The following is a 24,171-nucleotide window of genomic DNA, read 5'->3' on the forward strand; positions in this document are numbered from 1 at the left end:
TGATTATATCGAAATGTTTTATAACAGTAAGCGTCGGCATGGTTCGAGCGAGCAGATGCCACCGGCTGAATATGAAAACCTATATTATCAACGGCTCAGAAGTGTCTAGATTATCCGTGGCGATTCACTGTGACTTCGTCGCGCCAGATGGATCACGAGTTAGACGCTCTCTTGAAACCTCAGACAAGAGAGAAGCGCAGGAACTTCACGATCGTCTGAAGTCGGAAGCGTGGCGGGTTAAACAACTTGGTGAGTCGCCTAAGAAGCTATTCAAGGAGGCCTGCATAAGATGGCTCAGGGAGAAAGAGGATAAGAAGAGCCTGGATGATGACAAAAGCATCATTAAGTTCTGGTTACTGCATTTCAGAGAGACCGTTCTCGCTGACATCACAACAGACAAAATAATGGAGGCGGTAGACGGAATGGAAAACCGCCGCCATCGCCTGAACTGGGAAATGACCAGAGACAGGTGTTTGAGACTCTCTAAACCAGTACCAGATTATATTCCAAAGCTCGCAACGAAGGGAACAAGGACGAGGCATCTGGCTATACTCAGGGCCATTCTGAATATGGCGGTGCAGTGGGGGTGGCTGGATAAAGCGCCGAAGATATCCACGCCCCGGGTGAAGAATGGCCGCATCCGCTGGCTGACGGAAGAAGAGTCAAAGCGTCTTTTTGCAGAGATAGCCCCTCATTTCTTCCCGGTCGTTATGTTTGCGGTCACCACCGGCCTTCGTCGATCGAACGTTACCGATCTGGAATGGTCACAGGTCGACCTCGATAAGCGGATGGCATGGATGCACCCTGACGAAACTAAAGCCGGCAACGCCATCGGCGTTCCACTGAACGAAACAGCGTTAGGGATACTGAGGAAGCAGCAAGGTCTGCATAAGCGCTGGGTGTTCGTTCACACGACTCCCGGGTACAGAAGCGACGGAACCAAAACGGCAGCTGTCAGAAAAATGCGGACAGATAGTAATAAGGCATGGAAGGGAGCACTAAAGCGCGCAGGCATTAGCAACTTCCGCTTCCATGACCTCAGGCATACGTGGGCAAGTTGGCTGGTACAGTCTGGTGTTTCACTTCTGGCGCTGAAGGAAATGGGTGGATGGGAGACGCTAGAAATGGTTCAGCGATATGCCCACCTTTCAGCCGGACACCTAACCGAGCACGCGAGCAAAATTGACGCGATTATTGGTCGCAATGTCACAAATACGGCACAGGAGGAGAACGTGGTTTATTTAAATGTTCGGTAAGTCATTGATAAAGATGGTGCCGATAATAGGAGTCGAACCTACGACCTTCGCATTACGAATGCGCTGCTCTACCAACTGAGCTATATCGGCCCTGAGAGACCGGTTACGAGCGTAACCACGGGGCAAAAGAGTAGATCTAACCGGGTGATGCGTCAATGCCCTTTTGAATCAAACGGCTATTTTTGCATCACCCGAGATTATTTACGCACGAATGGTATCATCACCGAAGCCGATCCACTTGTAGGTGGTCAGTGCTTCCAGCCCCATCGGACCGCGGGCATGCAGCTTCTGAGTGCTCACAGCCACCTCTGCACCCAGACCAAACTGGCCGCCATCGGTGAAGCGCGTCGAGGCATTCACGTAAACCGCAGACGAATCCACTTCATTCACAAACCGATTGGCATTGCGCAGGGTGCGCGTCAGGATCGCGTCAGAATGCTGGGTTCCGTGTTCACGAATGTGCGCAATAGCGTCATCGAGATCCGCAACCACCTTCACGTTCAGATCCAGCGACAAATACTCATCGTCGTACTGCTCCGCGTTAACCGGAACGACCTTCGCCGGACCGTCTTTCAGCAGGGCGAGAGCCTTCTCGTCCGCATGCAGCGTAACGCCACTTTCCGCCATCTGCTTGCTCAGCGCTGGCAGGAAGGTACTGGCGATGCCCTGATGCACCAGCAGCGTTTCCACCGTATTGCAGGTGCTTGGACGCTGAGTTTTAGCGTTGACGATAATCTTCAGTGCAGGTTCGATCTCCGCGGTGTCATCCACCACGATATGGCATACGCCGATACCGCCGGTAATGACCGGAATGGTGGAATGCTCACGGCACAGCTTGTGCAGGCCCGCGCCGCCTCGTGGGATGAGCATGTCGATGTGTTTGTCCATGCGCAGCATCTCGTTGACCAGCGCGCGGTCAGGGCTTTCAATCGCCTGCACGGCAGCCGCCGGTAAGCCGCACTCTTCCAGCGCCTGCTGAATGACGTTCACCGTCGCGGCGTTGGTGCGCCAGGTCTCTTTCCCGCCACGCAGGATAGCGGCGTTACCGGTTTTCAGGCACAGGGAGGCGACATCCACCGTCACGTTTGGACGCGCTTCGTAAATCACACCGATGACGCCGAGTGGCACACGACGACGCTCAAGGCGTAACCCGCTGTCGAGCACCCCACCGTCAATCACCTGCCCTACCGGGTCGGCGAGGTTGCACACCTGACGGACGTCGTCGGCGATACCTTTCAAACGCGCCGGGGTCAATGCCAGACGGTCGAGCATCGCTTCGCTCAAGCCGTTGCGACGCGCTTCCAGCAGATCCTGCTCGTTGGCGAGCAAAATTTCCTGCGACTGGGATTCCAGATAATCAGCGATTTTTTCCAGCACGCGGTTTTTCTCGCGGCTGGAAAGGAGCGCCAGTTTATACGAGGCGGCTTTCGCGGCTGCGCCCATTTGTTCCAGCATGTTCTGGCTCCTTAACGAATAATCATGTCGTCGCGATGCACGGCAACCGGGCCATATTCATAGCCCAGGATGGCGTCGATCTGCTGGGAATGGTGGCCAGCAATCCGACGCAGCGCGTCGCTGTTATAACGGCTTACGCCATGAGCGATGTCGCGACCTTCAAGGTTACGGATTCGGATCACTTCACCACGCGAGAAGTTGCCTGTCACGCTTTTAATTCCTTTTGGAAGCAACGAGCTTCCTCTTTCCAGAATAGCGGCGGTCGCGCCTTCATCCACGGTCAATTCACCAGCCGGGGGCGCGCCAAAGATCCAGCGTTTGCGGTTTTCCAGCGGGGACGCCTGGGCGTGGAAGCGTGTGCCCACAGAGATGCCTTCCATCACATCACCTATCACGCCCGGACGGCTGCCCGCGGCAATGATGGTGTCGATACCGGCCCGGCACGCCACGTCCGCAGCCTGGAGCTTGGTGCCCATACCACCTGTCCCAAGGCCAGAAACGCTGTCTCCCGCAATGGCACGCAGCGCATCGTCAATGCCGTGAACGTCTTTGATCAGTTCTGCCTGTGGATTGGAACGCGGGTCAGCGGTAAACAGCCCCTGCTGATCGGTCAGAAGCAGCAGCTTATCGGCCCCTGCCAGGATCGCCGCCAGCGCAGAGAGGTTATCGTTGTCGCCTACTTTGATTTCAGCGGTGGCAACAGCGTCGTTTTCGTTGATGACCGGAACGATATGGTTATCCAGCAGCGCGCGCAGCGTATCGCGGGCGTTCAGGAAACGTTCTCTGTCTTCCATATCCGCACGCGTCAGCAGCATCTGCCCGACGTGAATGCCATAAATGGAGAACAGTTGTTCCCAGAGCTGTATGAGTCGGCTTTGTCCTACGGCGGCCAGCAGCTGTTTGGAGGCGATCGTCGCGGGGAGTTCGGGGTAGCCCAGGTGTTCACGCCCGGCGGCAATCGCCCCGGAGGTCACAATCACAATACGATGCCCTGCGGCATGCAACTGAGCGCACTGACGTACAAGCTCAACGATATGGGCACGATTAAGGCGGCGCGATCCGCCTGTTAACACACTGGTACCGAGTTTTACCACCAGCGTCTGGCTGTCACTCATGATTCTCTGCCGTTCAACAATAAGGGAAAATGATGTCAGTCAGACGTTTTAACAGGTGTCAGCCCCGTTGCCAACTGCCTTAGCACATCACCCGTCACTTTGTTGCGCGGGATCAGGAAGCGTAGCGGCAGATTTTGACAATTTTATTACCGAAAAATTAAAACATACTTTTTTAGACATATTCTTACTTTGTCATAAAACGTTCACCCACTAACGATAAAACCCTTCCTGTTTTTCACGGGGTAATAAGTTGAATCTTATTGCTCAGCGAATATTAGCGCGTTTTTATAAAATCAGGATTGAAAATGAAAAAGAGCACTCTGGCATTAGTGGTAATGGGCGTAGTTGCATCCACATCTGTTCACGCAGCGGAAGTTTATAATAAAAACGGTAATAAACTGGACGTGTACGGCAAAGTAAAAGCAATGCACTACCTCAGTGATGATGACGCGAAGGATGGTGACCAGACTTACGTTCGTTTTGGCTTTAAGGGTGAAACGCAGATTAACGATCAGCTGACGGGCTACGGACGTTGGGAAGCAGAGTTCGCGGGTAACAAAGCAGAAAGCGATTCTTCTCAAAAAACGCGCCTGGCATTTGCGGGTATTAAACTGAAAGATTTTGGTTCTTTTGATTACGGTCGTAACCTGGGTGCGCTGTATGACGTCGCCGCATACACCGATATGTTCCCGGAGTTCGGCGGTGACGGCCTGGCGCAGACCGATAACTTCATGACGAAACGCGCTTCCGGTCTGGCTACATACCGTAATACCGATTTCTTTGGCATGGTTGACGGTCTTAATATGACCCTGCAATACCAGGGTAAAAATGAAAACCGCGACGTGAAGAAGCAAAACGGCGACGGCTTCGGTACCTCCCTGAGCTATGACTTTGGCGGCAGCGATTTCTCTGTGATTGGTGCGTATGCCAACTCCGATCGTACCAATGAGCAAAACCTTCAGGCACGCGGCGAAGGTAAAAAAGCAGAAGGCTGGGCGACCGGTCTGAAATATGATGCCAACGATATATATCTGGCCACTCTCTATTCTGAAACCCGCAATATGGCCCCTATTTCCGGTGGCTTTGCAAATAAAGCGCAAAACTTCGAAGTGGTTGCGCAATATCAGTTTGACTTTGGTCTGCGCCCATCTCTGGGTTACGTCCAGTCTAAAGGCAAAGATATCGAAGGCATTGGCGATGAAGATATCGTGAAATACATCGATGTAGGTGCAACCTATTATTTCAACAAGAACATGTCTGCGTTTGTTGATTATAAAATCAACCAGATCGATGACGATAATAAACTGGGCGTAAGCAGCGATGATATCGTTGCGCTGGGCATGACCTACCAGTTCTGATGTTGTGGTAATAAAAAAACCGGCGCTGAGCCGGTTTTTTTGTGCCCGGTGACGCTGTGCTTACCGGACCTGGGGAGTAATACGTTTTTAGGCCGGGTAAGGCGTAGCCGCCACCCGGCGCTGTGACATCATCAGGCTCTCAGTTTCACCGCTTCGCTGGAAAAATCGTCCGCAGGCTCCAGCTTCAGATCCAGCGTTGCCAGCAGGTCGCGAGCTCTGCCGTGAAATTCTTTTAGCGTATGCTCCAGGCGATCGATCACTTCCTGATCTTTGATGCTCGTCGCCTGCCAGTGCCCGTCTTTATTAAACAGGCCAAACTGATAGCTATAGGTAAAACGGTTTTCCTGTGCTTCCATTTCCATCCACCAGCCCCAGAACTCACGTTTTTCGGGTGCAGGCTTCACGTTGACGCAAACAGCCAGGCAGTCGAAAAAAAAGCGATTCTCTTCACACTGCTCTTCTCGAATATACGGGCCAAGAGCCATGAACTTCTTAATCAGTCTACTTTTCGGGTGTCCACTCGGTAACGTCATTGCGATCTCCTTTTGTGAAGCACTGTTTTACCAAACCAACGAAATTTAGCAAACTATTAACACAATCTCTGCGTGATCCAGCGTGTGATCTCTTTAAGCGCTTTGTCAAAATTCTGGTACACCGGGCTGAAGGGTACCTCCAGCAATTTGCCATCCGAAGATGACGAGGTGATTAAGCGTGACTCCTCTTCCGGGCTAAATGGATCGTTCTTCCAGAAACCGGACATCATCGGGGTTGGGCAACGGCGGCCCAGCAAGCCCTGCGTTTTTAATGAATACCGATTAAGTTCAATGCGCAACGCTTCATCTGAAGCATCATGCATGCCAAGTCGGCTCGCCAGCACGTCCAGATACATTTCAGGAACGCTACCCTGACGCGCAGGCTCGCTTAACAGTGCATGCACTACCGGGCCAAGACAGGCGACGGCCTTCAGGCGGGAAGATTCAAGGTAGGCCAGCCGTACCGCGACGTTAGCGCCAAAGCGGAAGCCAAACGCACCTACCCGGGTATGGTCAACCCAGGGGATATTCTCCAGCGCTTTTAATGCATGCTGGTGCAGCAGGCTGGAATCTTGCGTAAGTTTCCATTTGGATGAAAAACCAATTGATGGCATATCGAGCGTCAGCATGGCGATCCCGTTTGGGGCAAAGTAGCGCTCATACAGGCTGTAATAATCAATTTGTAACGAATCCAGGCCGCCGCACATCAGAACCGTCGGGAACGGGCCTTCCCCCTCCGGCATATGCAGGAATCCACTCACCGGGCTACCGCCGGGAATGGCGAACTCAATTTCACGCATCCGGCCAGGCAGCCGCTGGGCGGCCTCTTCATAAGCCCGGTTTGCCAGCGCCTGGGCCTGCTCCGCCAGTTCGTCTCCTTTCAGATGCGGGTATGCAGCGATGCTGTAAAGGTTTGCCGCATGCAGCCAGTGTTTGCCGCTGAGAGTGGCATCTTCTTCCTGGCTCGCTTTTTGCTGCCAGAGCATGGCCTGCTTTGACCATTCGTAGATCCAGTTCCCGCCACGGTAGCCCACCACCGTGTCGTAGAGATCGCTGTCGGTGCGCTCAGACTCGCTCATCACGATACGCGCCTGCACGTCGAGGATTTCACGTGGATCGATACCGCGCCAGATCCACATCAGGCGATTAATCATGCGGTACCAGTGGGGCACGTTTTTACCATCTAGCGCTGACTGTACAGCAGGCATGGTCCCCGGATTAAACCGACGCACCAGCGTCGAGGTTTCAGGATGCTTGAAACGGGGTTTGAAAAGAGTTTCGGTGAGATTCGCCTGCGCCATTGCGTTGCCTCCATGGATACATCACTTGGAGACCATTGTAACGCGTGACAGGCCAAAAAGAACAACGCCCGGCATAACCGGGCGTGTAAAGTTACGTACTGAAATTAACGGCCAGAGATAGGCGGTACGAAGACCACGCCCATATCCCATGGCTGTTCAATCCAGGTATCCTGCGGGATATCAATGACGTAATCATCAACCAGGGGACGACCCGCTGGTTTCGCGAAGATAGTGACGAAGTGCGCTTTTGGATACATTTCGCGGATAGCCACAGCGGTACCGCCGGTGTCCACCAGATCGTCGATAACGATAAAGCCTTCACCGTCGCCTTCCGCGCGCTTCAGCACTTTCAGCTCACGCTGGTTATCGTGGTCATAGCTGGAGATACATACGGTATCGACATGACGAATACCCAGCTCACGTGCCAGCAGCGCCCCCGGTACCAGACCGCCACGGCTGACGGCAATAATGCCTTTCCACTGTTCGGAAGGCATCAGACGCGCAGCCAGTTTGCGTGCGTGAATCTGCAACATGTCCCAGGTGACGACGTATTTTTCGCTCATGTGAAGTGTCCCAGCCTGTTTATATACGGCTTAAAAAAATGAGGGTGAACCAGGTTGCGCGAGATTATAGAGATCTGACGCACTAAAAACCAGTGTTACGCGCCATGAGCCTGAGTTTTTACATGCTTAATGCTACCAGCCACGGGAGAAAGTGGTATTCTCAGATGCATCTCGCAAGCCCGTCTTGTGGTAACGATTAACCTGCTAACCCTGTGACCTGCAACATTGTTTTGCAGCGCAACGACAAGGAGACCTATCGTGTCTGAACTGTCTCAATTATCTCCACAGCCGCTGTGGGATATTTTTGCCAAAATCTGCTCCATTCCGCACCCTTCCTATCACGAAGAACAGCTTGCCGAACATATTATGGGCTGGGCAAAGGAAAAAGGTCTGCACGCTGAGCGCGACCAGGTTGGCAATATTCTCATCCGCAAACCTGCCACCGCAGGTATGGAAAACCGTAAGCCAGTGGTATTGCAGGCGCACCTGGACATGGTTCCGCAGAAAAACAACGACACCGTTCACGACTTCACAAAAGACCCGATTCAGCCGTACATCGACGGTGAGTGGGTGAAGGCGCGCGGCACGACCCTGGGCGCAGATAACGGTATTGGTATGGCTTCCGCGCTGGCCGTGCTGGCTGACGACAGCGTTGAACACGGTCCGCTGGAAGTGCTGCTGACCATGACTGAAGAAGCGGGCATGGATGGCGCGTTCGGTCTCCAGGCAAACTGGCTGCAAGCGGACATTCTGATCAACACCGACTCCGAAGAAGAAGGTGAGATCTACATGGGCTGCGCGGGCGGGATCGATTTCATCTCTACCCTGCCGCTGTCCCGCGAAGCGATTCCTGCCGGTTTCGAGACCTTTAAGCTGACGCTGAAAGGGCTGAAAGGCGGTCACTCCGGCGGCGATATCCACCTGGGCCTGGGCAACGCCAACAAACTGCTGGCGCGTTTCCTGGCGGGCCATGCCGCTGAACTGGATCTGCGTCTGGTGGACTTCAACGGCGGCACTCTGCGTAACGCGATCCCTCGCGAAGCCTTCGCGACCGTGGCGGTGCCTGCGGCGAAAGCGGATGAGCTGAAAAACCTCTCCAGCCTGTATCTGGATATCCTGAAAAACGAGCTGTCTGAGAAAGAGAAAAACCTGACGGTGGTACTGGAGTCCGTTACAACGGATAAAGCCGCACTGACCACTCAGTCTCGTGACACGTTCGTCCAGTTGCTGAACGCAACGCCAAACGGCGTGATCCGCAATTCTGACGTCGCAAAAGGCGTGGTTGAAACCTCCCTGAACGTGGGCGTAGTGACCATGGGCGACGACAGCGCAGAGATCATTTGCCTGATCCGTTCCCTGATCGACAGCGGTAAAGAGTACGTTGTGAGCATGCTGGAATCTCTGGGTACCCTGGCGGGCGCGAAAACGTCTGCAAAAGGCAGCTACCCTGGCTGGCAGCCGGATGCAAGTTCTCCGGTTATGGCACTGGTGCGTGAAACTTATCAGAGACTGTTCAACAGCACCCCGAACATTCAGGTTATTCATGCGGGTCTGGAATGTGGTCTGTTCAAGAAACCGTATCCGGATATGGACATGGTCTCCATCGGGCCGACCATCACGGGGCCACACTCCCCGGATGAGCAGGTTCACATTGAAAGCGTCGGTCACTACTGGACGCTGCTGACTGAGCTGCTGAAAGCAATCCCTGTTAAGTAATAAGCCGTTTGATGCCCGGTGGCGCTTCGCTTACCGGGCATACGATTAGCCTAATCTACAGTCCCAGCACCAGCTGACGCTCCAGCTGCGGATCCAGCAAGGTGACGTGCAGCCCCACCAGCCTTACCCCTCGTCCGCCCCGCCGCTCTTCCCATGCCTTTTTTGCCGTCGCAATAAGATCCTCTTTGTTGAGGCGTGGCCAGACGTGCTCCTGCGTCGTCTGCTGAAAATCGTTAAATTTCAGTTTGATGCCCTGCCGGGCAATAAGCAGATCTGGTTTGACCTTCAGTAAGCGTCGTTCAAGCTCAGGATAGAGTTGTTCCGTAATAATGGTTTCACACTCTGTCCAGTCATGGATATCTTCGCTCAGCGTGCGTTCAACGCCGACCGATTTACGCAGCCGTTCGTTGTTCACATCCCGATCATCAATGCCCTGACTGCGTTCCCACAGTACGCGGCCAAACTTACCAAAACGCTTAAGCAGCAGCGCCAGATCGCTGCGCTGAACGTCTTCACAGGTGCGTAGCCCCATACTTTCCAGCTTCGCGGCGGAGACTTTGCCCACGCCGGGGATTTTGCTGAGCGGCAGCGTCTTTAAAAACGCCGGAACCTCTTCCGGGGTGATGACGTACTGGCCGTTGGGCTTATTTAAATCGGAGGCGATTTTGGCGAGAAATTTTATCGGCGCGACGCCTGCCGATGCCGTCAGGTTCAGCTCGTTAAAAATAGTCTGGCGGATCTCCTGCGCCATCAGGGTGGCGGAGCCGTGGCAGTGCACGCTGTGGGTGACATCCAGATAGGCTTCATCCAGCGATAACGGTTCAATCAGAGAGGTGTAGCGGGAGAAGATCTCCCGAATGTGGTTCGATGCTTCTTTATAGGCATCAAAACGTCCGGGCAAAAGAGTGAGATGCGGGCACAGTTTTAGCGCCATCGCTGTCGGCATGGCGCTGCGCACACCGTATTTGCGAGCAGGATAGTTGGCGGTGCTGATGACACCGCGCTGAACCCGGCGGCCGCCAATGGCGATGGGAATATCCCGCAGCGCCGGGTTGTCACGCATCTCCACTGCGGCAAAAAAGCAGTCCATATCGACATGGATTATTTTGCGCATAGTAAGCCCTCACTCATTACTGGATAAGTATACAGTAAACAAATGAGGGTTGAGAAGTATGCGTGGGAATTGTCGGGTGGCGGCGTTGCCTTACCCGACATACAAAACTAAATAATGCGTTGCTGCTCGCGAGCCATCCGTTTTTTTCGCGCATCGCACGGTTCCGGACAATCGCACACTTTTTCCATTCCGATGGAAGATATACCTCCACAGCTGCCCTGGATGCTTTTACGCTTGATGATCCAGCCTAAGGACATCCCGAATATCACCAGTACAAACACCGCAAAGGTCGCCAGAAAGGTCAGCATAATCAGCCTCCGAAATCATCGAGCATGATGTTCTCATCTTCCACGCCAAGATCTTTTAGCATCTTAATCACGGCAGCGTTCATCATTGGCGGGCCACACATATAAAACTCGCAATCTTCCGGTGCCGGGTGCTGTTTGAGGTAATTTTCATACAGCACGTTGTGGATGAAGCCCGTATAACCTGTCCAGTTATCTTCCGGCTGCGGATCGGATAACGCCACATGGAAGGTAAAGTTAGGGTTATCACGTGCCAGTTGTTCAAACTCATCGTCATAGAACATTTCGCGCAGTGAACGCGCCCCGTACCAGAAGCTAATCTTGCGCTTGCTGCCAAGGCGTTTGAGCTGGTCAAAGATATGTGAACGCATCGGCGCCATACCCGCACCGCCGCCGATAAAGACCATTTCCGCGTCGGTGTCTTTGGCAAAGAATTCGCCGAACGGGCCGGAAATCGTCACTTTGTCACCAGGCTTGAGGGACCAGATATAGGACGACATGACGCCAGGGGGTGCATCAGGCACATTCGGCGGCGGCGTGGCGATACGCACGTTGAGCATAATAATGCCCTTCTCTTCCGGATAGTTAGCCATGGAATAAGCGCGAAGCGCGGGCTCTTTTACTTCGGAAACAAAGCGGAAGAGGTTAAATTTATCCCAGTCGGCCCGGTACTCCTCGGGCACGTCGAAGTCAGCATACGCCACGGTGTGTGCCGGACAATCAATCTGAATATACCCACCCGCACGGAACGGGACGCTCTCCCCTTCAGGAACGCGCAGCTTGAGCTCTTTAATGAACGTGGCTTTATTATCGTTAGAGATAACTTCGCACTCCCATTTTTTCACGCCGAAGATCTCCTCCGGCAGCTCAATCTTCATGTTCTGGCGCACAGCGACCTGACACGCCAGACGGCAGCCCTCTTTCGCTTCACGCTTCGTGATATGCGACAGTTCTGTTGGCAGAATATCACCGCCTCCCTCTTTCACCGTCACACGGCACTGTCCACAGGAGCCACCGCCGCCACAGGCAGACGAGACAAAAATCCCGTTGCCGGAGAGCGTATTAAGCAGCTTATCCCCTGCCGGGGTACGGATCTGATTCTGCGGATCGTCATTGATATCAATGATCACATCCCCGGAATTCACCAGCTTCGCACGCGCTGCCAGGATCAGCCCTGACAGCACCAGTACTATCAGCGTGAACATCACCACGCCAAGAATAATTTCCATCTTTTAGCCCTTATAGCTGCACACCGGAGAAGGACATAAAGCCCAACGCCATCAGGCCGGTGGTGATAAAGGTGATCCCTAAGCCACGAAGCCCCGCAGGTACGTTGGCATATTTCATTTTTTCACGGATCCCCGCCATGGTGACAATCGCCAGCATCCAGCCGATACCGGAACCGAAACCATACACAACCGATTCACTGAAGTTGTAATCGCGCTGAACCATAAATGAGACGCCGCCGAAAATGGCGCAGTTCACCGCGATTAGCGGCAGGAAGATCCCCAGTGCGTTGTACAGCGACGGGAAGTATTTATCGAGGATCATCTCCAGGATCTGAACAAGCGCCGCAATCACCCCGATAAAGGTGATGAAGTTCAGGAAGCTAAGATCAACGCCCTCCACCAGCGCGCCATCGCGAAGCACGAAGTTGAACACCAGGTTGTTAATCGGAACGGAAAGCCCCAGCACAACAGTGACCGCCACACCCAGACCGAATGCCGTCGATACCTTCTTAGAAACAGCAAGGAACGTACACATGCCCAGGAAGAAAGCGAGCGCCATGTTTTCAACAAACACCGCGCGCACAAATAAACTCAGGTAATGAGCCATCGTCGGTTACTCCTTTTCCTGCTGTTCAGGCTTCAGCGTACGAATCAGCCAGATCAGCAAACCGATAATGAAAAATGCGCTTGGTGCCAGCAGGAACAAACCGTTCGGCAGATACCAGCCGCCGTTCTGTACCGTATCCAGCACCGGAATGCCAAACAGTTTGCCGCTGCCAATAAGTTCGCGCAGGAAACCAACCGTCAACAGGATCACGCCATAACCCAGCCCGTTGCCGATACCGTCCATAAAGCTCGCCAGTGGCGGCATTTTCATCGCATAGGCTTCAGCGCGCCCCATCACGATACAGTTGGTGATAATCAGGCCGACAAACACCGAAAGCTGCTTCGAGGTTTCATAAGCGAAGGCGCGCAGAAGCTGATCAACCACGATCACCAGCGAGGCGATGATCGCCATCTGGACAATGATCCTCACGCTGTTGGGTATGTGGTGGCGGATCATTGAGATAAACATGCTGGAAAACGCTGTCACCAGCGTTACCGCCAGCGTCATAACCACCGCCGTTTCCAGCTTAGTGGTTACCGCCAGAGCCGAGCATACGCCCAGCACCTGAAGCGTTATCGGGTTATTGGCTAAAAGTGGGCCAATCAGCACCTTTTTAACTTCTTTCAGTTCACCCGTATCAGCCATTGTTCAGCGCTCCTTCACGTACATTCTTCAGGAAGGGACCAAAGCCCAGTTCACCCATCCAGAAATCAAAGCTGTGCTGCACCCCATTAGAGGTGAGCGTAGCGCCGGAAAGGCCATCAACGGCAAATTCATCACCGGGACGCGCTCCTCCTTTCACCACCTTCAGCGCAGGCTGGCCGTTGTCATCGAGCACTTTTTTACCGACAAACTGTGCCCGCCAGTTAGGGTTCTCAACTTCGCCCCCCAGCCCTGGTGTTTCGCCCTGATCGTAATATGTAATGCCTTTGACCGTACGGCCATCGGTATCCAGCGCCACAAAGGCGTACATCATTGACCATAAACCGTTGCCATAGATGGGCAACACGATTTCCTGGATGCGCTTTTGCTCGTCGCGGACGAGGTAAATCTCCGCGACATTGCTGCGGCGCTTAATGCCTGCCGGATCCTGCGAGGCGTCAAGCATGGTGCTCATCTGCGGATCTTTTAGCGCCAGCGCCTGGTTATATTTCGCCGGGTCTTTATCCATTAACTCCCCGGTTTTTAAATCCACCAGCCGTGCGGTAATGCGTTCGGCAAACACTGCTGCGACGTCATCCTTCGTCATGCCTTCCTGCATCAGCCCGGCAACGGCAAGGATGTTACGCTGTTTATCCAGCGCACGTTGCTCCTGCTGTAGCGGTTTCAACCCAACGGCAGAACCGGCCACGACAATGGAACAGACCAGACACAGTACCAGCACCACCAGCAGCGTTTTGCTGATACTGTCGTTATTTTTGATCTCAGCCACGCGCCTTCCTCCGCTTAATGTTGGCGCGCACGACCAGGTAGTCGAACAGCGGCGCAAACAGATTGGCAAACAGAATAGCCAACATCATCCCTTCCGGATAGGCCGGGTTGACCACGCGAATCAGTACACACATCACCCCAATGAGCGCGCCGTAGCACCATTTTCCTCTGTCGGTAAACGAAGCCGAGACCGGATCGGTGGCCATGAACATCATGCCAAACGCAAAGCCTCCCAGCACGAGGTGCCAGTACCACGGCATGGAGAACATCGGGTTAGTGTCTGAACCAATGAAATTGAAAAGCGTGGCGGTGAGGACCATTCCAAGCATGACGCCAGCGACAATGCGCCAGGACGCCACGCGGCCAAAGAGGATGATGGCTCCGCCGATCAAAATCATCAGGGTAGACACTTCACCGATGGAGCCTGGAATATTGCCAATAAACGCATCAAACCAGGTGACAGGCTGTCCGGTTGCATTGTTAACCAGCGTTTCGCCGCCACCTGCCGCCCACTGTGAAAGTGGCGTCGCGCCGGAGAATCCGTCTGCTGCCGTCCACACCAGGTCGCCCGAGATTTGCGCCGGATAAGCAAAGAACAGGAACGCGCGCCCTGCCAGTGCCGGGTTGAGGAAGTTGCGTCCGGTCCCGCCGAAGATCTCCTTGGCAATCACCACGCCAAAGCTGATCCCCATCGCCGCCTGCCAGAGCGGCAGCGTTGGCGGAACAATCAGCGCAAACAGAATAGAGGTAACAAAGAAGCCTTCGTTTATCTCATGTTTGCGAATAATAGCGAACAGAACCTCCCAGAAACCGCCCACAATAAAGACAGTCATATAGATGGGGAGGAAGAAGACAGCGCCCAGCGTCATCATGCTGATCCAGCCTGCATCTGCCGCAAAGCTCACCCCCAGCGACTGCGCCAGACGATAGTGCCAGTCAGACTGAATCACCTGCGCCAGCTGCTCTGCATCGTACATATGGTGCAGCGCCGGAATAGTCTGCAACCCAACGTTATACATCCCCCAGAACATGGCCGGGAAGACCGCAAACCAGACCAGAATCATCATTCGCTTGAGGTCGATGGCGTCGCGAACGTGCGCCGCGCCTTTCGTCACCAGACCCGGGGTGTAGAAAATGGTCGTTGTCGCTTCATACAGCGGGTAGTACTTTTTGAGCTTCCCTTCGGTAAAGTGCGGCTCTATTTTTTCAAAGAGGTGTTTTAAGCCCATGGTTATCCTTCCTGCTCAATGCGGGTTAACACCTCGCGCAATACGGGTCCATATTCGTATTTACCTGGACACACATAGGTACACAGCGCCAGATCTTCTTCGTCCAGCTCCAGACAGCCCAGCGCCTGGGCACCGTCGGTATCGCCGGCCAGCAGATCGCGCAGCAGCACAGTGGGCAGAATATCCAGCGGCATCACGCGTTCGTAGTTGCCAATCGGGACCATGGCGCGCTCACCGCCGTTGGTGCTGGTGGAGAAGTTAAACAGCTTACGACGCAAAAAGTGGCCGAGCGTGGTACGGGTTACCGAGTATTTTTCCGCGCCAGGCAGCACCCAGCCGAACAGCTCTTTCTCGCGCCCTTCAAGCACCACGCTCACCTGAAGATGGAAACGACCCAGCCAGGCCATCGGGCCTGTCGCGTGTCTGCCGCTCAGCACCGAACCGGAAATAATGCGGTTTTCACCTTCTTTCGTTTCGCCAGCCAACAGCGCCGTCAGGTCTGCCCCAAGCAGCGTGCGAACCAGACGCGGTTGGGTTGCCTGAGGGCCGCCGATGGCAATAATGCGTTCTGCGCACAGCTCACCCGTGGTGAAGAGCTTACCGATAGCGATCACGTCCTGATAATTAAGATGCCAGACCTGTTTCGTCAGGCTTACCGGCTCCAGGAAATGAATATGCGTTCCCACCAGCCCGGCCGGATGCGGGCCGGCAAATTCATTAAAGGCGACCTGCCCTTGCGGATGCCCGCCCAGCTTACCGCCGCTGGCCTGGCAGACATGCACTTTGCCCGGCGTCAGGCGCGTTAACACGGTGAGGCCGGCATCGAAAGCTTTGCGTTCCGCCAGGATAAGAGGCTGCGGATCCGCGCTGAGCGGGTTGGTGTCGATGGCCGTAACGAAGATAGCGGCTGGCACAGTGCCAGGTACGGGCGTTTTGCTATAGGGACGCGTGCGAAGCGCCGTCCACAGTCCTGACTCCAGCAGTTGCGTCTGCACCGCGTCGTGGCTGAGGGTAGCGAGATCGGCGGCGTCAAAACGCGCAAACTCGCGTTTTTCGTCACCTTCAATTTGAATGACAACCGACTGCAGGACGCGACGCTCACCACGATGGATGGCGACGACGGTACCGCTGGCAGGGGCTGTAAACATAACGCCAGGATTTTTTTTATCCTCGAAGAGTGCCTGGCCTTTTATTACACGATCGCCTTCCTGTACAAGCATCGCGGGGCGCATGCCCACGTAATCATCACCCACAATAGCGACATGATGAATACTGGCGCCGGTCGTTACGTGCTGTTCAGGCACGCCAGAGATTGGCAGATCGAGTCCTTTTCTGATTCTAAACATGTGGTTAGCAGGTATCCATGAACAACAATCCAGAGAGGCCGGAGTGTACCATTTTCGGCCCTGCCAAGGGCAGTAAATCCGCCGTCTGGCGCGCCGAAATGCGAGCTATTGCGCAAAGTTCCTGGAGTCAGGACAATATGAATGGGTTATAAAGTAAAACTAATTTGTAAACGCAAAGGTTGGCTCTTGCGAAAATCTCCATCGGTGCTAATGTGAGCGCTCCTGTCCAGATTAGTCTGATTTCGGGTGTCTTTTGCCGTTCTGGCAAGTTGGTCATTGTTTTATCAAGGAACCAGTAGTATGCGTAAAATCGCATTGTTCATTGCGATGCTTCTGATACCGTGCATGTCGTTTGCCGGGCTGCTTGGCAGTAATAGTTCAACGACGCCGGTCAGCAAAGAGTATAAACAGCAGTTGATGGGATCCCCTGTTTATATTCAAATCTTCAAGGAAGAGCGCACACTCGATCTGTTTGTCAAAATGGGCGAGACGTATCAACTGCTCGATAGCTACAAAATCTGTAACTATTCTGGCGGACTGGGGCCGAAACAGCGCCAGGGTGACTTCAAAAGTCCGGAAGGGTTTTACAACGTTCAGCGTAACCAGCTAAAACCGGACAGCCGCTTCTATAAAGCGATTAACATCGGTTTCCCCAATGCCTTCGACCGTGCGCACGGTTACGAAGGGAAATACCTGATGATCCACGGCGCCTGCGTGTCTGTCGGCTGTTATGCGATGACGGATTCCGGCATTGATGAAATCTTCCAGTTTGTCACGGGCGCACTGGTCTTCGGCCAGCCGAATGTTCAGGTCAGCATCTATCCGTTCCGTATGACGGATGCCAACATGGCGCGCCATAAGTACTCTGTTTACACAGATTTCTGGAAACAGCTAAAACCGGGTTATGACTACTTCGAGCAGACCCATAAGCCGCCGGTGGTGTCCATCGTCAATGGCCGTTACGTGGTGAGTAAACCGCTCAGCCATGAAGTGGTTCAGCCTCAGCTGGCGTCAAATTACGCGGTCCCCGAGACAAAATAGCGCCCACTCGCCTGGCATGATCTTTTGCCAGGTTTCGTTGCCCGTCAGCGGCTGCGTTGCAATGACAGTGACCACATCGTTCGGTGTGGTCTCCTTCTGAAAATCAATTTCCACATCCTGATCGAGCAGCGTGGCGACGCCAAACGGCGCACGTCGGGTGATCCAGAACAGATTCGTCGAGCAGAATGCCATCACGTAGCGTCCGTCAGACAGCAGCATATTAAACACGCCCTTCTCGCGTAACTCAGACGCCAGTGACGCTATGTACTTAAATACTGCGGTCATGTTGCCGGGGGTACGGGGGTAGCGCTCGGTCAGCTTGTGCAGCAGCCAGCAAAATGCTTTTTCGCTGTCCGTTTCACCGACAGGACGAAAATTGCCGGTTTCCAGTGATTTATAGCCCGAGAGCTGCCCGTTGTGCGCATAGGTCCAGTTACGTCCCCACAGTTCACGGGTAAACGGATGGGTATTTTCCAGCGCCACTTCGCCGCGATTGGCCTGGCGGATATGGGCGATCACCGAACAGGATTTAATAGGATAGTCCTGCACCAGTCTGGCAATGGGTGAGTTAAAGCTGGGCTGTGGATCTTTAAACGTGCGACATCCTTTGCCTTCGTAGAAGGTAATGCCCCAGCCGTCTTTATGCGGCCCGGTTCCTCCACCGCGCTGAACCAGCCCGGTGAAACTAAAGCAGATATCGGTTGGCACATTGGCGCTCATCCCGAGCAGTTCGCACATAGAACACCTCCACAACAGCGGGGGGCACCGGCGCCCCCCAGCGAAGTCTTACTTAACCATCTCTTTTTCGATCAGTTGGATCAGGATGTGGATCACTTTGATGTGAATTTCCTGAACGCGATCCGCATAACCGAAGTGTGGTACACGGATTTCAATGTCCGCTGTACCGTCCATCTTACCGCCATCTTTCCCGGTCAGGGTGATCACTTTCATGCCCTTCTCACGCGCGGCGGCGATCGCTTTGATCACGTTAGCGGAGTTACCGGACGTGGAGATCCCCAGCAGCACGTCGCCTTCACGGCCTACGGCTTCAACGTAGCGGGAAAAGATATGGTCGTAACCGAAGTCGTTGCCTACACAGGAGATGTGGCTCACGTCGGAAATCGCAATCGCCGGGTAGCCCGGACGGTTTTCGCGATAGCGTCCGGTCAGCTCTTCGGCGAAGTGCATGGCGTCACAGTGGGAACCGCCGTTACCGCAGGAGAGCACTTTACCGCCGGCTTTGAAACTGTCGGCAAGCAGGACCGCCGCGCGCTGAATAGCGTGAATATTGGCATCATCTTTCAGAAAATTCGCCAGCGTTTCCGCCGCTTCGTTCAGTTCGTTACGAATAAGATCCTGGTACATGAGGATAATCCTTCAGTATTGATGAAATAACACAGTGGAGTGTACCGGATAGCAGTAAAAGCGAGAAGCTAAAGCCATGCGAATCGTCCGGCGTTTTGATTTTTTGTGCCGGCTAAAACGCGAACAATGTGAACCAGGTTGTAATTATTTTGTAAACACATTGCTAAAGGAAATGACATCAACTACAACCATATCATCACAAGTGGTCAGACCTCCTACAAGCAAGGGAGCTTTTCTTTATGATGATTTTGAGCATTTTCGCAACCGTTGTGCTGCTCGGGGTGTTGTTCTATCACCGTGTCAGTTTATTCCTGAGTAGCCTGATTCTTCTGGCCTGGACGGCTGCACTTGGCGTCGCTGGCCTGTGGAATATCTGGGTACTTGTTCCCCTGGCAATCATTTTGCTGCCGTTTAACCTGACGCCGATGCGTAAGTCGATGATCTCCGCGCCGGTGTTCAAGGGATTCCGTAAAGTGATGCCGCCGATGTCGCGCACGGAGAAAGAGGCGATTGATGCGGGCACGACCTGGTGGGAAGGCGATCTGTTCCAGGGCAACCCGGACTGGAAAAAGCTGCACAACTACCCGCAGCCGCGTCTGACCGCCGAAGAACAAGCCTTTATTGACGGCCCGGTGGAAGAAGCCTGCCGCATGGCGAACGATTTTGCCATCACTCACGAAATGGCCGACCTGCCGCCTGAGCTGTGGGCATATCTGAAAGAGCATCGCTTCTTCGCGATGATCATTAAGAAAGAGTACGGCGGTCTGGAATTCTCCGCTTACGCTCAGGCTCGCGTCCTGCAAAAACTGGCGGGTGTTTCCGGGATCCTGGCGATCACCGTTGGCGTGCCAAACTCCTTAGGCCCGGGCGAGCTGTTACAGCATTACGGTACGGAAGAGCAGAAAGATCACTATCTGCCGCGTCTGGCGCGTGGTCAGGAAATTCCGTGCTTCGCGCTGACCAGCCCGGAAGCCGGTTCTGATGCCGGTGCGATCCCGGATACTGGCGTGGTCTGCATGGGCGAATGGCAGGGCGAACAGGTGCTGGGCATGCGCCTGACCTGGAACAAACGTTATATCACCCTGGCGCCTATCGCCACCGTACTCGGTCTGGCGTTCAAACTTTCTGACCCGGAAAACCTGCTGGGCGGTGATGAAGATCTGGGCATTACCTGTGCGCTGATCCCAACCTCGACCCCGGGGGTTGAAATTGGTCGTCGTCATTTCCCGCTGAACGTACCGTTCCAGAACGGCCCGACTCGCGGTCAGGATATCTTTGTGCCGATTGACTACATCATCGGTGGACCGAAAATGGCCGGTCAGGGCTGGCGTATGCTGGTGGAATGTCTGTCGGTGGGCCGCGGCATTACCCTGCCGTCGAACTCTACCGGCGGTCTGAAATCGGTGGCGATGGGGATTGGGGCTTACGCGCATATCCGCCGTCAGTTCAAAATCTCCATCGGCAAGATGGAAGGTATCGAAGAGCCGCTGGCGCGCATTGCGGGCAATGCCTACGTGATGGACGCCGCAGCCTCGCTGATTACCTACGGTATTATGCTGGGCGAAAAACCTGCCGTGCTGTCGGCGATTGTGAAGTACCACTGTACCCACCGCGCACAGCAGTCAATTATTGATGCAATGGATATCGCAGGCGGTAAAGGCATTATGCTTGGCGAAGGCAACTTCCTGGCGCGCGGCTATCAGGGCGCACCGATTGCCATCACCGTGGAAGGGGCAAACATCCTGACCCGTAGCATGATGATCTTCGGCCAGGGGGCGATTCGTTGCCATCCGTACGTGCTGGAAGAGATGGCCGCCGCGCAGAATAACGACGTGGATGCCTTCGACAAGCTGCTGTTCAAACATATCGGCCATGTTGGCAGCAATGAAGTTCGCAGCTTCTGGCTCGGCCTGACGCGGGGGCTGACCAGCGCGACGCCGACCCGCGATGCAACCAAACGTTATTACCAACACCTGAACCGTCTGAGCGCTAACCTGGCGCTGCTGTCTGACGTCTCCATGGCCGTTCTGGGCGGAAGCCTGAAGCGTCGCGAACGCATCTCCGCCCGTCTGGGTGATGTGCTGAGCCAGATCTTCCTGGCCTCTGCGGTGCTGAAACGCTACGACGATGAAGGCCGTCAGGAAGCGGATCTGCCGCTGGTGCACTGGGGCGTGCAGGATGCGATGTATCAGGCGGAACAGGCGATTGACGACCTGCTGGCAAACTTCCCGAACCGCTTCGTGGCGGGCGCCCTGCGCGCGGTGATCTTCCCGACCGGTCGTCACCATCTGGCACCGTCTGACAAGCTGGATCATAAAGTGGCGAAGATCCTCCAGGTACCAAGCGCAACCCGTTCCCGTATTGGCCGTGGTCAATACCTGGAACCTACCCCGCATAACCCGGTAGGTTTGCTGGAAGAAGCGCTGCTTGACGTGATGGCCGCCGACCCGATTCACCAGAAGATCTGCAAACAGCTGGGCAAAAACCTGCCGTTTACACGACTGGATGAGCTGGCAAAACAGGCGCTGGCGGGTGGCATCATCGACAACAGCGAAGCTGCGATTCTGGTGAAAGCCGAAGAGAGCCGTCTGCGCAGTATTAACGTGGATGATTTCGAACCAGAAGAGCTGGCGACTCAGCCGGTAAAGCTGCCAGAGAAGCACCGCAAACCTGAAGCGGCATAAGGTATTTTGCTCCCACAAACCCCGCCCCGCGCGGGGTTTTTTATTGCCACATTTTCTGGTAATGACGTGCTACAGTGTCAAAAAGTGTTTATTAAGGAGCCTGTATCGTGCCTGGTTTAAAGATTTCTGTTTTGCAGCAACCTTTAGTGTGGATGGACGGTCCCGCCAACCTTCGCCATTTTGATCGCCAGCTGGAAGAGATTACCGGACGCGATGTGATTGTCCTGCCGGAGATGTTCACCACAGGTTTCGCGATGGAGGCAGCAAAACAGTCCATGCCGCAGGACGAGGTGGTGGCCTGGATGCACGCCAGGGCGCAGGAAACAAACGCGCTGATTGCCGGCAGCGTCGCGCTCCAGACCGGGCGCGGACCGGTCAATCGCTTCCTGCTGGTCGAGCCGGAAGGAAACGTCCATTTCTACGATAAGCGCCATCTGTTCCGCATGGCGGATGAACATCAACATTATGAAGCCGGAAACGAACGCGTGGTATTTGAATGGCGCGGCTGGCGTATTCTGCCGCTGGTCTGCTATGACCTGCGCTTCCCGGTGTGGTCGCGCAACCGCAACGATTATGACCTGGCGTTGTACGTCGCCAACTGGCCCGCCCCACGCTCCCTGCACTGGCAGGCTTTACTGACCGCGCGCGCGATTGAAAATCAGGCTTATGTCGTTGGCTGTAACCGCGTAGGAACGGACGGCAACGGGCATCACTATCGCGGTGACAGCCGGGTGATCAGTCCGCAGGGTGAGATTATTGCCACCGCCGAGCCGCATCAGGCGACACGAATTGACGCTGAGATCTCGTTAACGGCGTTAAAGGAGTATCGGGAGAAGTTTCCGGCCTGGCAGGATGCAGATCCATTTAGCATTGGATAAGAAAAAGCCGGGTGGCGGCTGCGCCTTACCCGGCCTACAAATCAGCTCACCAACGCCTGCCCGTCTTTGCGGCTCTCCGTCGCAGCCACGTAGTGCCCTTCCGGCATACGGTAAATCACCTGCGCGCCGCCAAAATTGTAATCCTGAAGCGGATCTTCCACCACGATCTGGTGTCCGCGCTCGCGCAGCGCCGCGATGGTATTGCGATCGAAGGTCGATTCAACAACCACTTCCCTGCCCTGCACCACGCGCCAGCGCGGGGCGTCAATCGCCGCTTGCGGGTTTTGCCCGTGCAGCATAATGCGCAGCGCCATCTGCATGTGCCCCTGCGCCTGCATCGGGCCGCCCATCACGCCGAAGGACATCAGCGGTTTGCCGTTACCGTCCATCGCAAAGCCCGGAATGATGGTGTGGAAAGGACGCTTGCTTCCCGCCAGCGCGTTCGGGTGTTTGGGATCGAGCACAAAGCCGCAGCCGCGGTTTTGCAGGCTGATCCCCGTCTCCGGCACCACGATCCCTGAACCGAAGCCCATAAAATTGGACTGAATAAAGGAGATCATCATCCCGCTGGAATCCGCTGCGCTGAGGTAAACCGTCCCACTCTGCGTCGGCGATCCGTACACAAAATCAGAGGCTTTATCGTGATTGATAAGCGCGGCGCGCGACTTCAGATAATGGTCGCTCAGCAGCGCTTTGGCGGCAAACTCCATATGCTCTTCATCCGCAACGTAGCGATCGAGATCCGCCAGCGCCAGCTTCATTGCCTCTATAGAGAGGTGCAGCCCCTGCACGGAATCCGGGTGATGTTTCTCGATGCCGCACTGCTCCAGAATGCCGAGCGCAATCAGGGTGGCGATCCCCTGACCGTTTGGTGGCAATTCCTGCACCGAACCGCCCGCGAAGTCGCGCGATAGCAGTTCCACCCAGTCCACACGGTGATTCGCCAGGTCTGCTTCGGTCAGGTGTGCACCATGTGCTTTGGCGAAGGCGGCAATTTTCTGCGCCAGTTCGCCACGGTAAAACGCGTCGCCGTTGGTTTTGGCGATCAGCTCCAGTGAGTTCGCCTGCGCCGGGTTACGGAAGATCTCCCCCACGCGCGGCGCGCGGCCTTCTGGCGCAAAGCATGCACTAAACCCGGGCTGATCTTTCAGCTTGTTGTAGCCGCGCTGCCAGAGATGGCCGATCAGCGGCGAGACCGGGAAACCGTTACGCGCGTAATCAATGGCTGGCTGCGCGAGCGTGGTCAGCGGCAGCGTGCCAAAACGTTCAGCCAGCGCCACCCAGCCCGACACCGCACCCGGCACGGTCACCGCGTCCCAGCCGATTTCCGGTACGGCGGTTTTTCCGGCAAACAGATCCGCATGCCAGCTGGCTGGCGAACGACCGGACGCATTCAGACCGTGAAGTTTTTCACCGTCCCAGACAATGGCAAAAGCATCGCTGCCGATGCCGTTGCCGGTCGGCTCGACAACGGTCAGCGCCATGGCGGTCGCAATCGCCGCATCAACGGCATTTCCGCCCAGCTGTAGCATTTTCATTCCCGCTTGTGCCGCCAGCGGCTGCGAGGTGGCAACGGCGTTGTGGCCCATCATCGGCGGGCGTCGTGAATCGTAACCGGTTGTAAAATCGAGCGCTTTGGTCATCA

22 protein-coding genes and 1 tRNA gene are annotated in these 24,171 nt (G+C 54.9%); 6 read left to right on the forward strand and 17 right to left on the reverse strand.

Annotated elements, in window-relative coordinates; genetic code table 11:
• The first annotated feature begins 71 nt into the window (after positions 1 to 71).
• Positions 72 to 1,256, forward strand: coding sequence for a site-specific integrase (locus ACOTXC_RS21465; RefSeq protein ID WP_421767949.1), 1,185 nt, complete (start codon positions 72 to 74; stop codon positions 1,254 to 1,256).
• Positions 1,257 to 1,270: 14 nt separating this feature from the next.
• On the opposite strand, the gene ACOTXC_RS21470 is transcribed toward ACOTXC_RS21465, so the two are convergent.
• The 3 genes from ACOTXC_RS21470 to proB form a co-directional block, all read right to left on the reverse strand.
• A tRNA-Thr gene (locus ACOTXC_RS21470) sits at positions 1,271 to 1,346 on the reverse strand.
• A 111-nt stretch (positions 1,347 to 1,457) separates the two neighbouring features.
• On the reverse strand, positions 1,458 to 2,711 hold the full coding sequence (gene proA / locus ACOTXC_RS21475; protein ID WP_038415408.1) for a glutamate-5-semialdehyde dehydrogenase: 1,254 nt from the start codon (positions 2,709 to 2,711) through the stop codon (positions 1,458 to 1,460).
• 11 nt (positions 2,712 to 2,722) lie between these two features.
• A complete protein-coding gene (gene proB / locus ACOTXC_RS21480; protein WP_015571369.1) occupies positions 2,723 to 3,826 on the reverse strand; it encodes a glutamate 5-kinase in 1,104 nt (367 codons plus the stop codon).
• 305 nt (positions 3,827 to 4,131) lie between these two features.
• On the opposite strand from proB, the gene phoE reads away from it, so the two are divergent.
• Positions 4,132 to 5,184 (forward strand): phosphoporin PhoE, encoded by a 1,053-nt coding sequence (gene phoE / locus ACOTXC_RS21485; RefSeq protein ID WP_063151178.1) that lies wholly within the window; start codon positions 4,132 to 4,134, stop codon positions 5,182 to 5,184.
• Positions 5,185 to 5,315: 131 nt separating this feature from the next.
• On the opposite strand, the gene crl is transcribed toward phoE, so the two are convergent.
• From crl to gpt, 3 genes are all read right to left on the reverse strand, one after another.
• A complete protein-coding gene (crl, locus tag ACOTXC_RS21490; RefSeq protein WP_022647149.1) occupies positions 5,316 to 5,717 on the reverse strand; it encodes a sigma factor-binding protein Crl in 402 nt (133 codons plus the stop codon).
• Between the two features lie 56 nt (positions 5,718 to 5,773).
• On the reverse strand, positions 5,774 to 7,018 hold the full coding sequence (gene frsA, locus ACOTXC_RS21495) for an esterase FrsA (protein ID WP_022647148.1): 1,245 nt from the start codon (positions 7,016 to 7,018) through the stop codon (positions 5,774 to 5,776).
• Positions 7,019 to 7,122: 104 nt separating this feature from the next.
• Positions 7,123 to 7,581, reverse strand: coding sequence for a xanthine phosphoribosyltransferase (gpt, locus tag ACOTXC_RS21500; RefSeq protein ID WP_003863205.1), 459 nt, complete (start codon positions 7,579 to 7,581; stop codon positions 7,123 to 7,125).
• Between the two features lie 258 nt (positions 7,582 to 7,839).
• Here gpt and pepD point away from each other — a divergent pair, with 258 nt between their 5' ends.
• Positions 7,840 to 9,297, forward strand: coding sequence for a cytosol nonspecific dipeptidase (gene pepD / locus ACOTXC_RS21505; protein WP_032624795.1), 1,458 nt, complete (start codon positions 7,840 to 7,842; stop codon positions 9,295 to 9,297).
• Between the two features lie 55 nt (positions 9,298 to 9,352).
• Here the strand turns inward: pepD and dinB are convergent, their stop codons facing one another.
• The 8 genes from dinB to ACOTXC_RS21545 all read right to left on the reverse strand — a co-directional run bounded on the left by dinB (position 9,353) and on the right by ACOTXC_RS21545 (position 16,558).
• Positions 9,353 to 10,411 carry a DNA polymerase IV gene (gene dinB / locus ACOTXC_RS21510; RefSeq protein WP_421767950.1) on the reverse strand — a complete coding sequence of 353 codons (1,059 nt, stop codon included), beginning with the start codon at positions 10,409 to 10,411 and terminating at the stop codon, positions 9,353 to 9,355.
• 107 nt (positions 10,412 to 10,518) lie between these two features.
• Entirely contained in the window at positions 10,519 to 10,719 is a 201-nt protein-coding gene (gene nqrM, locus ACOTXC_RS21515; RefSeq protein ID WP_003863212.1) for a (Na+)-NQR maturation NqrM, read from the reverse strand.
• A gap of 2 nt (positions 10,720 to 10,721) precedes the next feature.
• Positions 10,722 to 11,945: an NADH:ubiquinone reductase (Na(+)-transporting) subunit F gene (gene nqrF, locus ACOTXC_RS21520; protein ID WP_015571374.1), complete on the reverse strand. Its 1,224-nt coding sequence runs from the start codon at positions 11,943 to 11,945 to the stop codon at positions 10,722 to 10,724.
• A 10-nt stretch (positions 11,946 to 11,955) separates the two neighbouring features.
• Positions 11,956 to 12,552: an NADH:ubiquinone reductase (Na(+)-transporting) subunit E gene (gene nqrE / locus ACOTXC_RS21525; RefSeq protein ID WP_003863217.1), complete on the reverse strand. Its 597-nt coding sequence runs from the start codon at positions 12,550 to 12,552 to the stop codon at positions 11,956 to 11,958.
• Positions 12,553 to 12,558: 6 nt separating this feature from the next.
• Positions 12,559 to 13,197, reverse strand: coding sequence for an NADH:ubiquinone reductase (Na(+)-transporting) subunit D (locus tag ACOTXC_RS21530; RefSeq protein ID WP_003863219.1), 639 nt, complete (start codon positions 13,195 to 13,197; stop codon positions 12,559 to 12,561).
• Positions 13,190 to 13,984 carry a Na(+)-translocating NADH-quinone reductase subunit C gene (locus ACOTXC_RS21535; RefSeq protein WP_022647144.1) on the reverse strand — a complete coding sequence of 265 codons (795 nt, stop codon included), beginning with the start codon at positions 13,982 to 13,984 and terminating at the stop codon, positions 13,190 to 13,192. The genes ACOTXC_RS21530 and ACOTXC_RS21535 overlap by 8 nt, the downstream gene beginning before the upstream one ends.
• Positions 13,977 to 15,212, reverse strand: coding sequence for an NADH:ubiquinone reductase (Na(+)-transporting) subunit B (locus tag ACOTXC_RS21540; RefSeq protein WP_022647143.1), 1,236 nt, complete (start codon positions 15,210 to 15,212; stop codon positions 13,977 to 13,979). The genes ACOTXC_RS21535 and ACOTXC_RS21540 overlap by 8 nt, the downstream gene beginning before the upstream one ends.
• A gap of 2 nt (positions 15,213 to 15,214) precedes the next feature.
• Positions 15,215 to 16,558: a Na(+)-translocating NADH-quinone reductase subunit A gene (locus ACOTXC_RS21545; protein WP_023295963.1), complete on the reverse strand. Its 1,344-nt coding sequence runs from the start codon at positions 16,556 to 16,558 to the stop codon at positions 15,215 to 15,217.
• Positions 16,559 to 16,858: 300 nt separating this feature from the next.
• On the opposite strand from ACOTXC_RS21545, the gene dpaA reads away from it, so the two are divergent.
• Positions 16,859 to 17,599, forward strand: coding sequence for a peptidoglycan meso-diaminopimelic acid protein amidase (gene dpaA, locus ACOTXC_RS21550; RefSeq protein WP_006810008.1), 741 nt, complete (start codon positions 16,859 to 16,861; stop codon positions 17,597 to 17,599).
• Here the strand turns inward: dpaA and ACOTXC_RS21555 are convergent.
• Both ACOTXC_RS21555 and lpcA read right to left on the reverse strand, forming a co-directional pair.
• Positions 17,570 to 18,337, reverse strand: a complete 768-nt coding sequence (locus ACOTXC_RS21555; protein WP_017383120.1) for a class II glutamine amidotransferase — start codon at positions 18,335 to 18,337, stop codon at positions 17,570 to 17,572. The genes dpaA and ACOTXC_RS21555 overlap by 30 nt on opposite strands.
• Before the next feature lie 48 nt (positions 18,338 to 18,385).
• Positions 18,386 to 18,964 carry a D-sedoheptulose 7-phosphate isomerase gene (lpcA, locus tag ACOTXC_RS21560; protein ID WP_003863232.1) on the reverse strand — a complete coding sequence of 193 codons (579 nt, stop codon included), beginning with the start codon at positions 18,962 to 18,964 and terminating at the stop codon, positions 18,386 to 18,388.
• Positions 18,965 to 19,203: 239 nt separating this feature from the next.
• Between lpcA and fadE the strand changes: the two genes are divergently transcribed.
• The gene (gene fadE / locus ACOTXC_RS21565) at positions 19,204 to 21,648 is read left to right on the forward strand and encodes an acyl-CoA dehydrogenase FadE (RefSeq protein WP_108368054.1); all 2,445 of its coding nucleotides are present in this window, start codon (positions 19,204 to 19,206) and stop codon (positions 21,646 to 21,648) included.
• Positions 21,649 to 21,755: 107 nt separating this feature from the next.
• The gene (locus tag ACOTXC_RS21570) at positions 21,756 to 22,526 is read left to right on the forward strand and encodes an amidohydrolase (protein WP_023305484.1); all 771 of its coding nucleotides are present in this window, start codon (positions 21,756 to 21,758) and stop codon (positions 22,524 to 22,526) included.
• A 41-nt stretch (positions 22,527 to 22,567) separates the two neighbouring features.
• On the opposite strand, the gene ACOTXC_RS21575 is transcribed toward ACOTXC_RS21570, so the two are convergent.
• On the reverse strand, positions 22,568 to 24,169 hold the full coding sequence (locus ACOTXC_RS21575) for a gamma-glutamyltransferase family protein (protein WP_108368055.1): 1,602 nt from the start codon (positions 24,167 to 24,169) through the stop codon (positions 22,568 to 22,570).
• Positions 24,170 to 24,171 lie beyond the last annotated feature (2 nt).

The organism is Enterobacter cloacae complex sp. IR5428 (assembly GCF_049238585.1).
Taxonomy (GTDB): domain Bacteria; phylum Pseudomonadota; class Gammaproteobacteria; order Enterobacterales; family Enterobacteriaceae; genus Enterobacter; species Enterobacter intestinihominis.

Coding starts and splice junctions, on each gene's coding strand:
- ACOTXC_RS21465 (WP_421767949.1), top strand. CDS start 72: ATGAAAACCTATATTATCAACGGCTCAGAAGTGTCTAGATTATCCGTG.
- proA (WP_038415408.1), bottom strand. CDS start 2,711: ATGCTGGAACAAATGGGCGCAGCCGCGAAAGCCGCCTCGTATAAACTG.
- proB (WP_015571369.1), bottom strand. CDS start 3,826: ATGAGTGACAGCCAGACGCTGGTGGTAAAACTCGGTACCAGTGTGTTA.
- phoE (WP_063151178.1), top strand. CDS start 4,132: ATGAAAAAGAGCACTCTGGCATTAGTGGTAATGGGCGTAGTTGCATCC.
- crl (WP_022647149.1), bottom strand. CDS start 5,717: ATGACGTTACCGAGTGGACACCCGAAAAGTAGACTGATTAAGAAGTTC.
- frsA (WP_022647148.1), bottom strand. CDS start 7,018: ATGGCGCAGGCGAATCTCACCGAAACTCTTTTCAAACCCCGTTTCAAG.
- gpt (WP_003863205.1), bottom strand. CDS start 7,581: ATGAGCGAAAAATACGTCGTCACCTGGGACATGTTGCAGATTCACGCA.
- dinB (WP_421767950.1), bottom strand. CDS start 10,411: ATGCGCAAAATAATCCATGTCGATATGGACTGCTTTTTTGCCGCAGTG.
- nqrM (WP_003863212.1), bottom strand. CDS start 10,719: ATGCTGACCTTTCTGGCGACCTTTGCGGTGTTTGTACTGGTGATATTC.
- nqrF (WP_015571374.1), bottom strand. CDS start 11,945: ATGGAAATTATTCTTGGCGTGGTGATGTTCACGCTGATAGTACTGGTG.
- nqrE (WP_003863217.1), bottom strand. CDS start 12,552: ATGGCTCATTACCTGAGTTTATTTGTGCGCGCGGTGTTTGTTGAAAAC.
- ACOTXC_RS21530 (WP_003863219.1), bottom strand. CDS start 13,197: ATGGCTGATACGGGTGAACTGAAAGAAGTTAAAAAGGTGCTGATTGGC.
- ACOTXC_RS21540 (WP_022647143.1), bottom strand. CDS start 15,212: ATGGGCTTAAAACACCTCTTTGAAAAAATAGAGCCGCACTTTACCGAA.
- ACOTXC_RS21545 (WP_023295963.1), bottom strand. CDS start 16,558: ATGTTTAGAATCAGAAAAGGACTCGATCTGCCAATCTCTGGCGTGCCT.
- dpaA (WP_006810008.1), top strand. CDS start 16,859: ATGCGTAAAATCGCATTGTTCATTGCGATGCTTCTGATACCGTGCATG.
- ACOTXC_RS21555 (WP_017383120.1), bottom strand. CDS start 18,337: ATGTGCGAACTGCTCGGGATGAGCGCCAATGTGCCAACCGATATCTGC.
- lpcA (WP_003863232.1), bottom strand. CDS start 18,964: ATGTACCAGGATCTTATTCGTAACGAACTGAACGAAGCGGCGGAAACG.
- fadE (WP_108368054.1), top strand. CDS start 19,204: ATGATGATTTTGAGCATTTTCGCAACCGTTGTGCTGCTCGGGGTGTTG.
- ACOTXC_RS21575 (WP_108368055.1), bottom strand. CDS start 24,169: ATGACCAAAGCGCTCGATTTTACAACCGGTTACGATTCACGACGCCCG.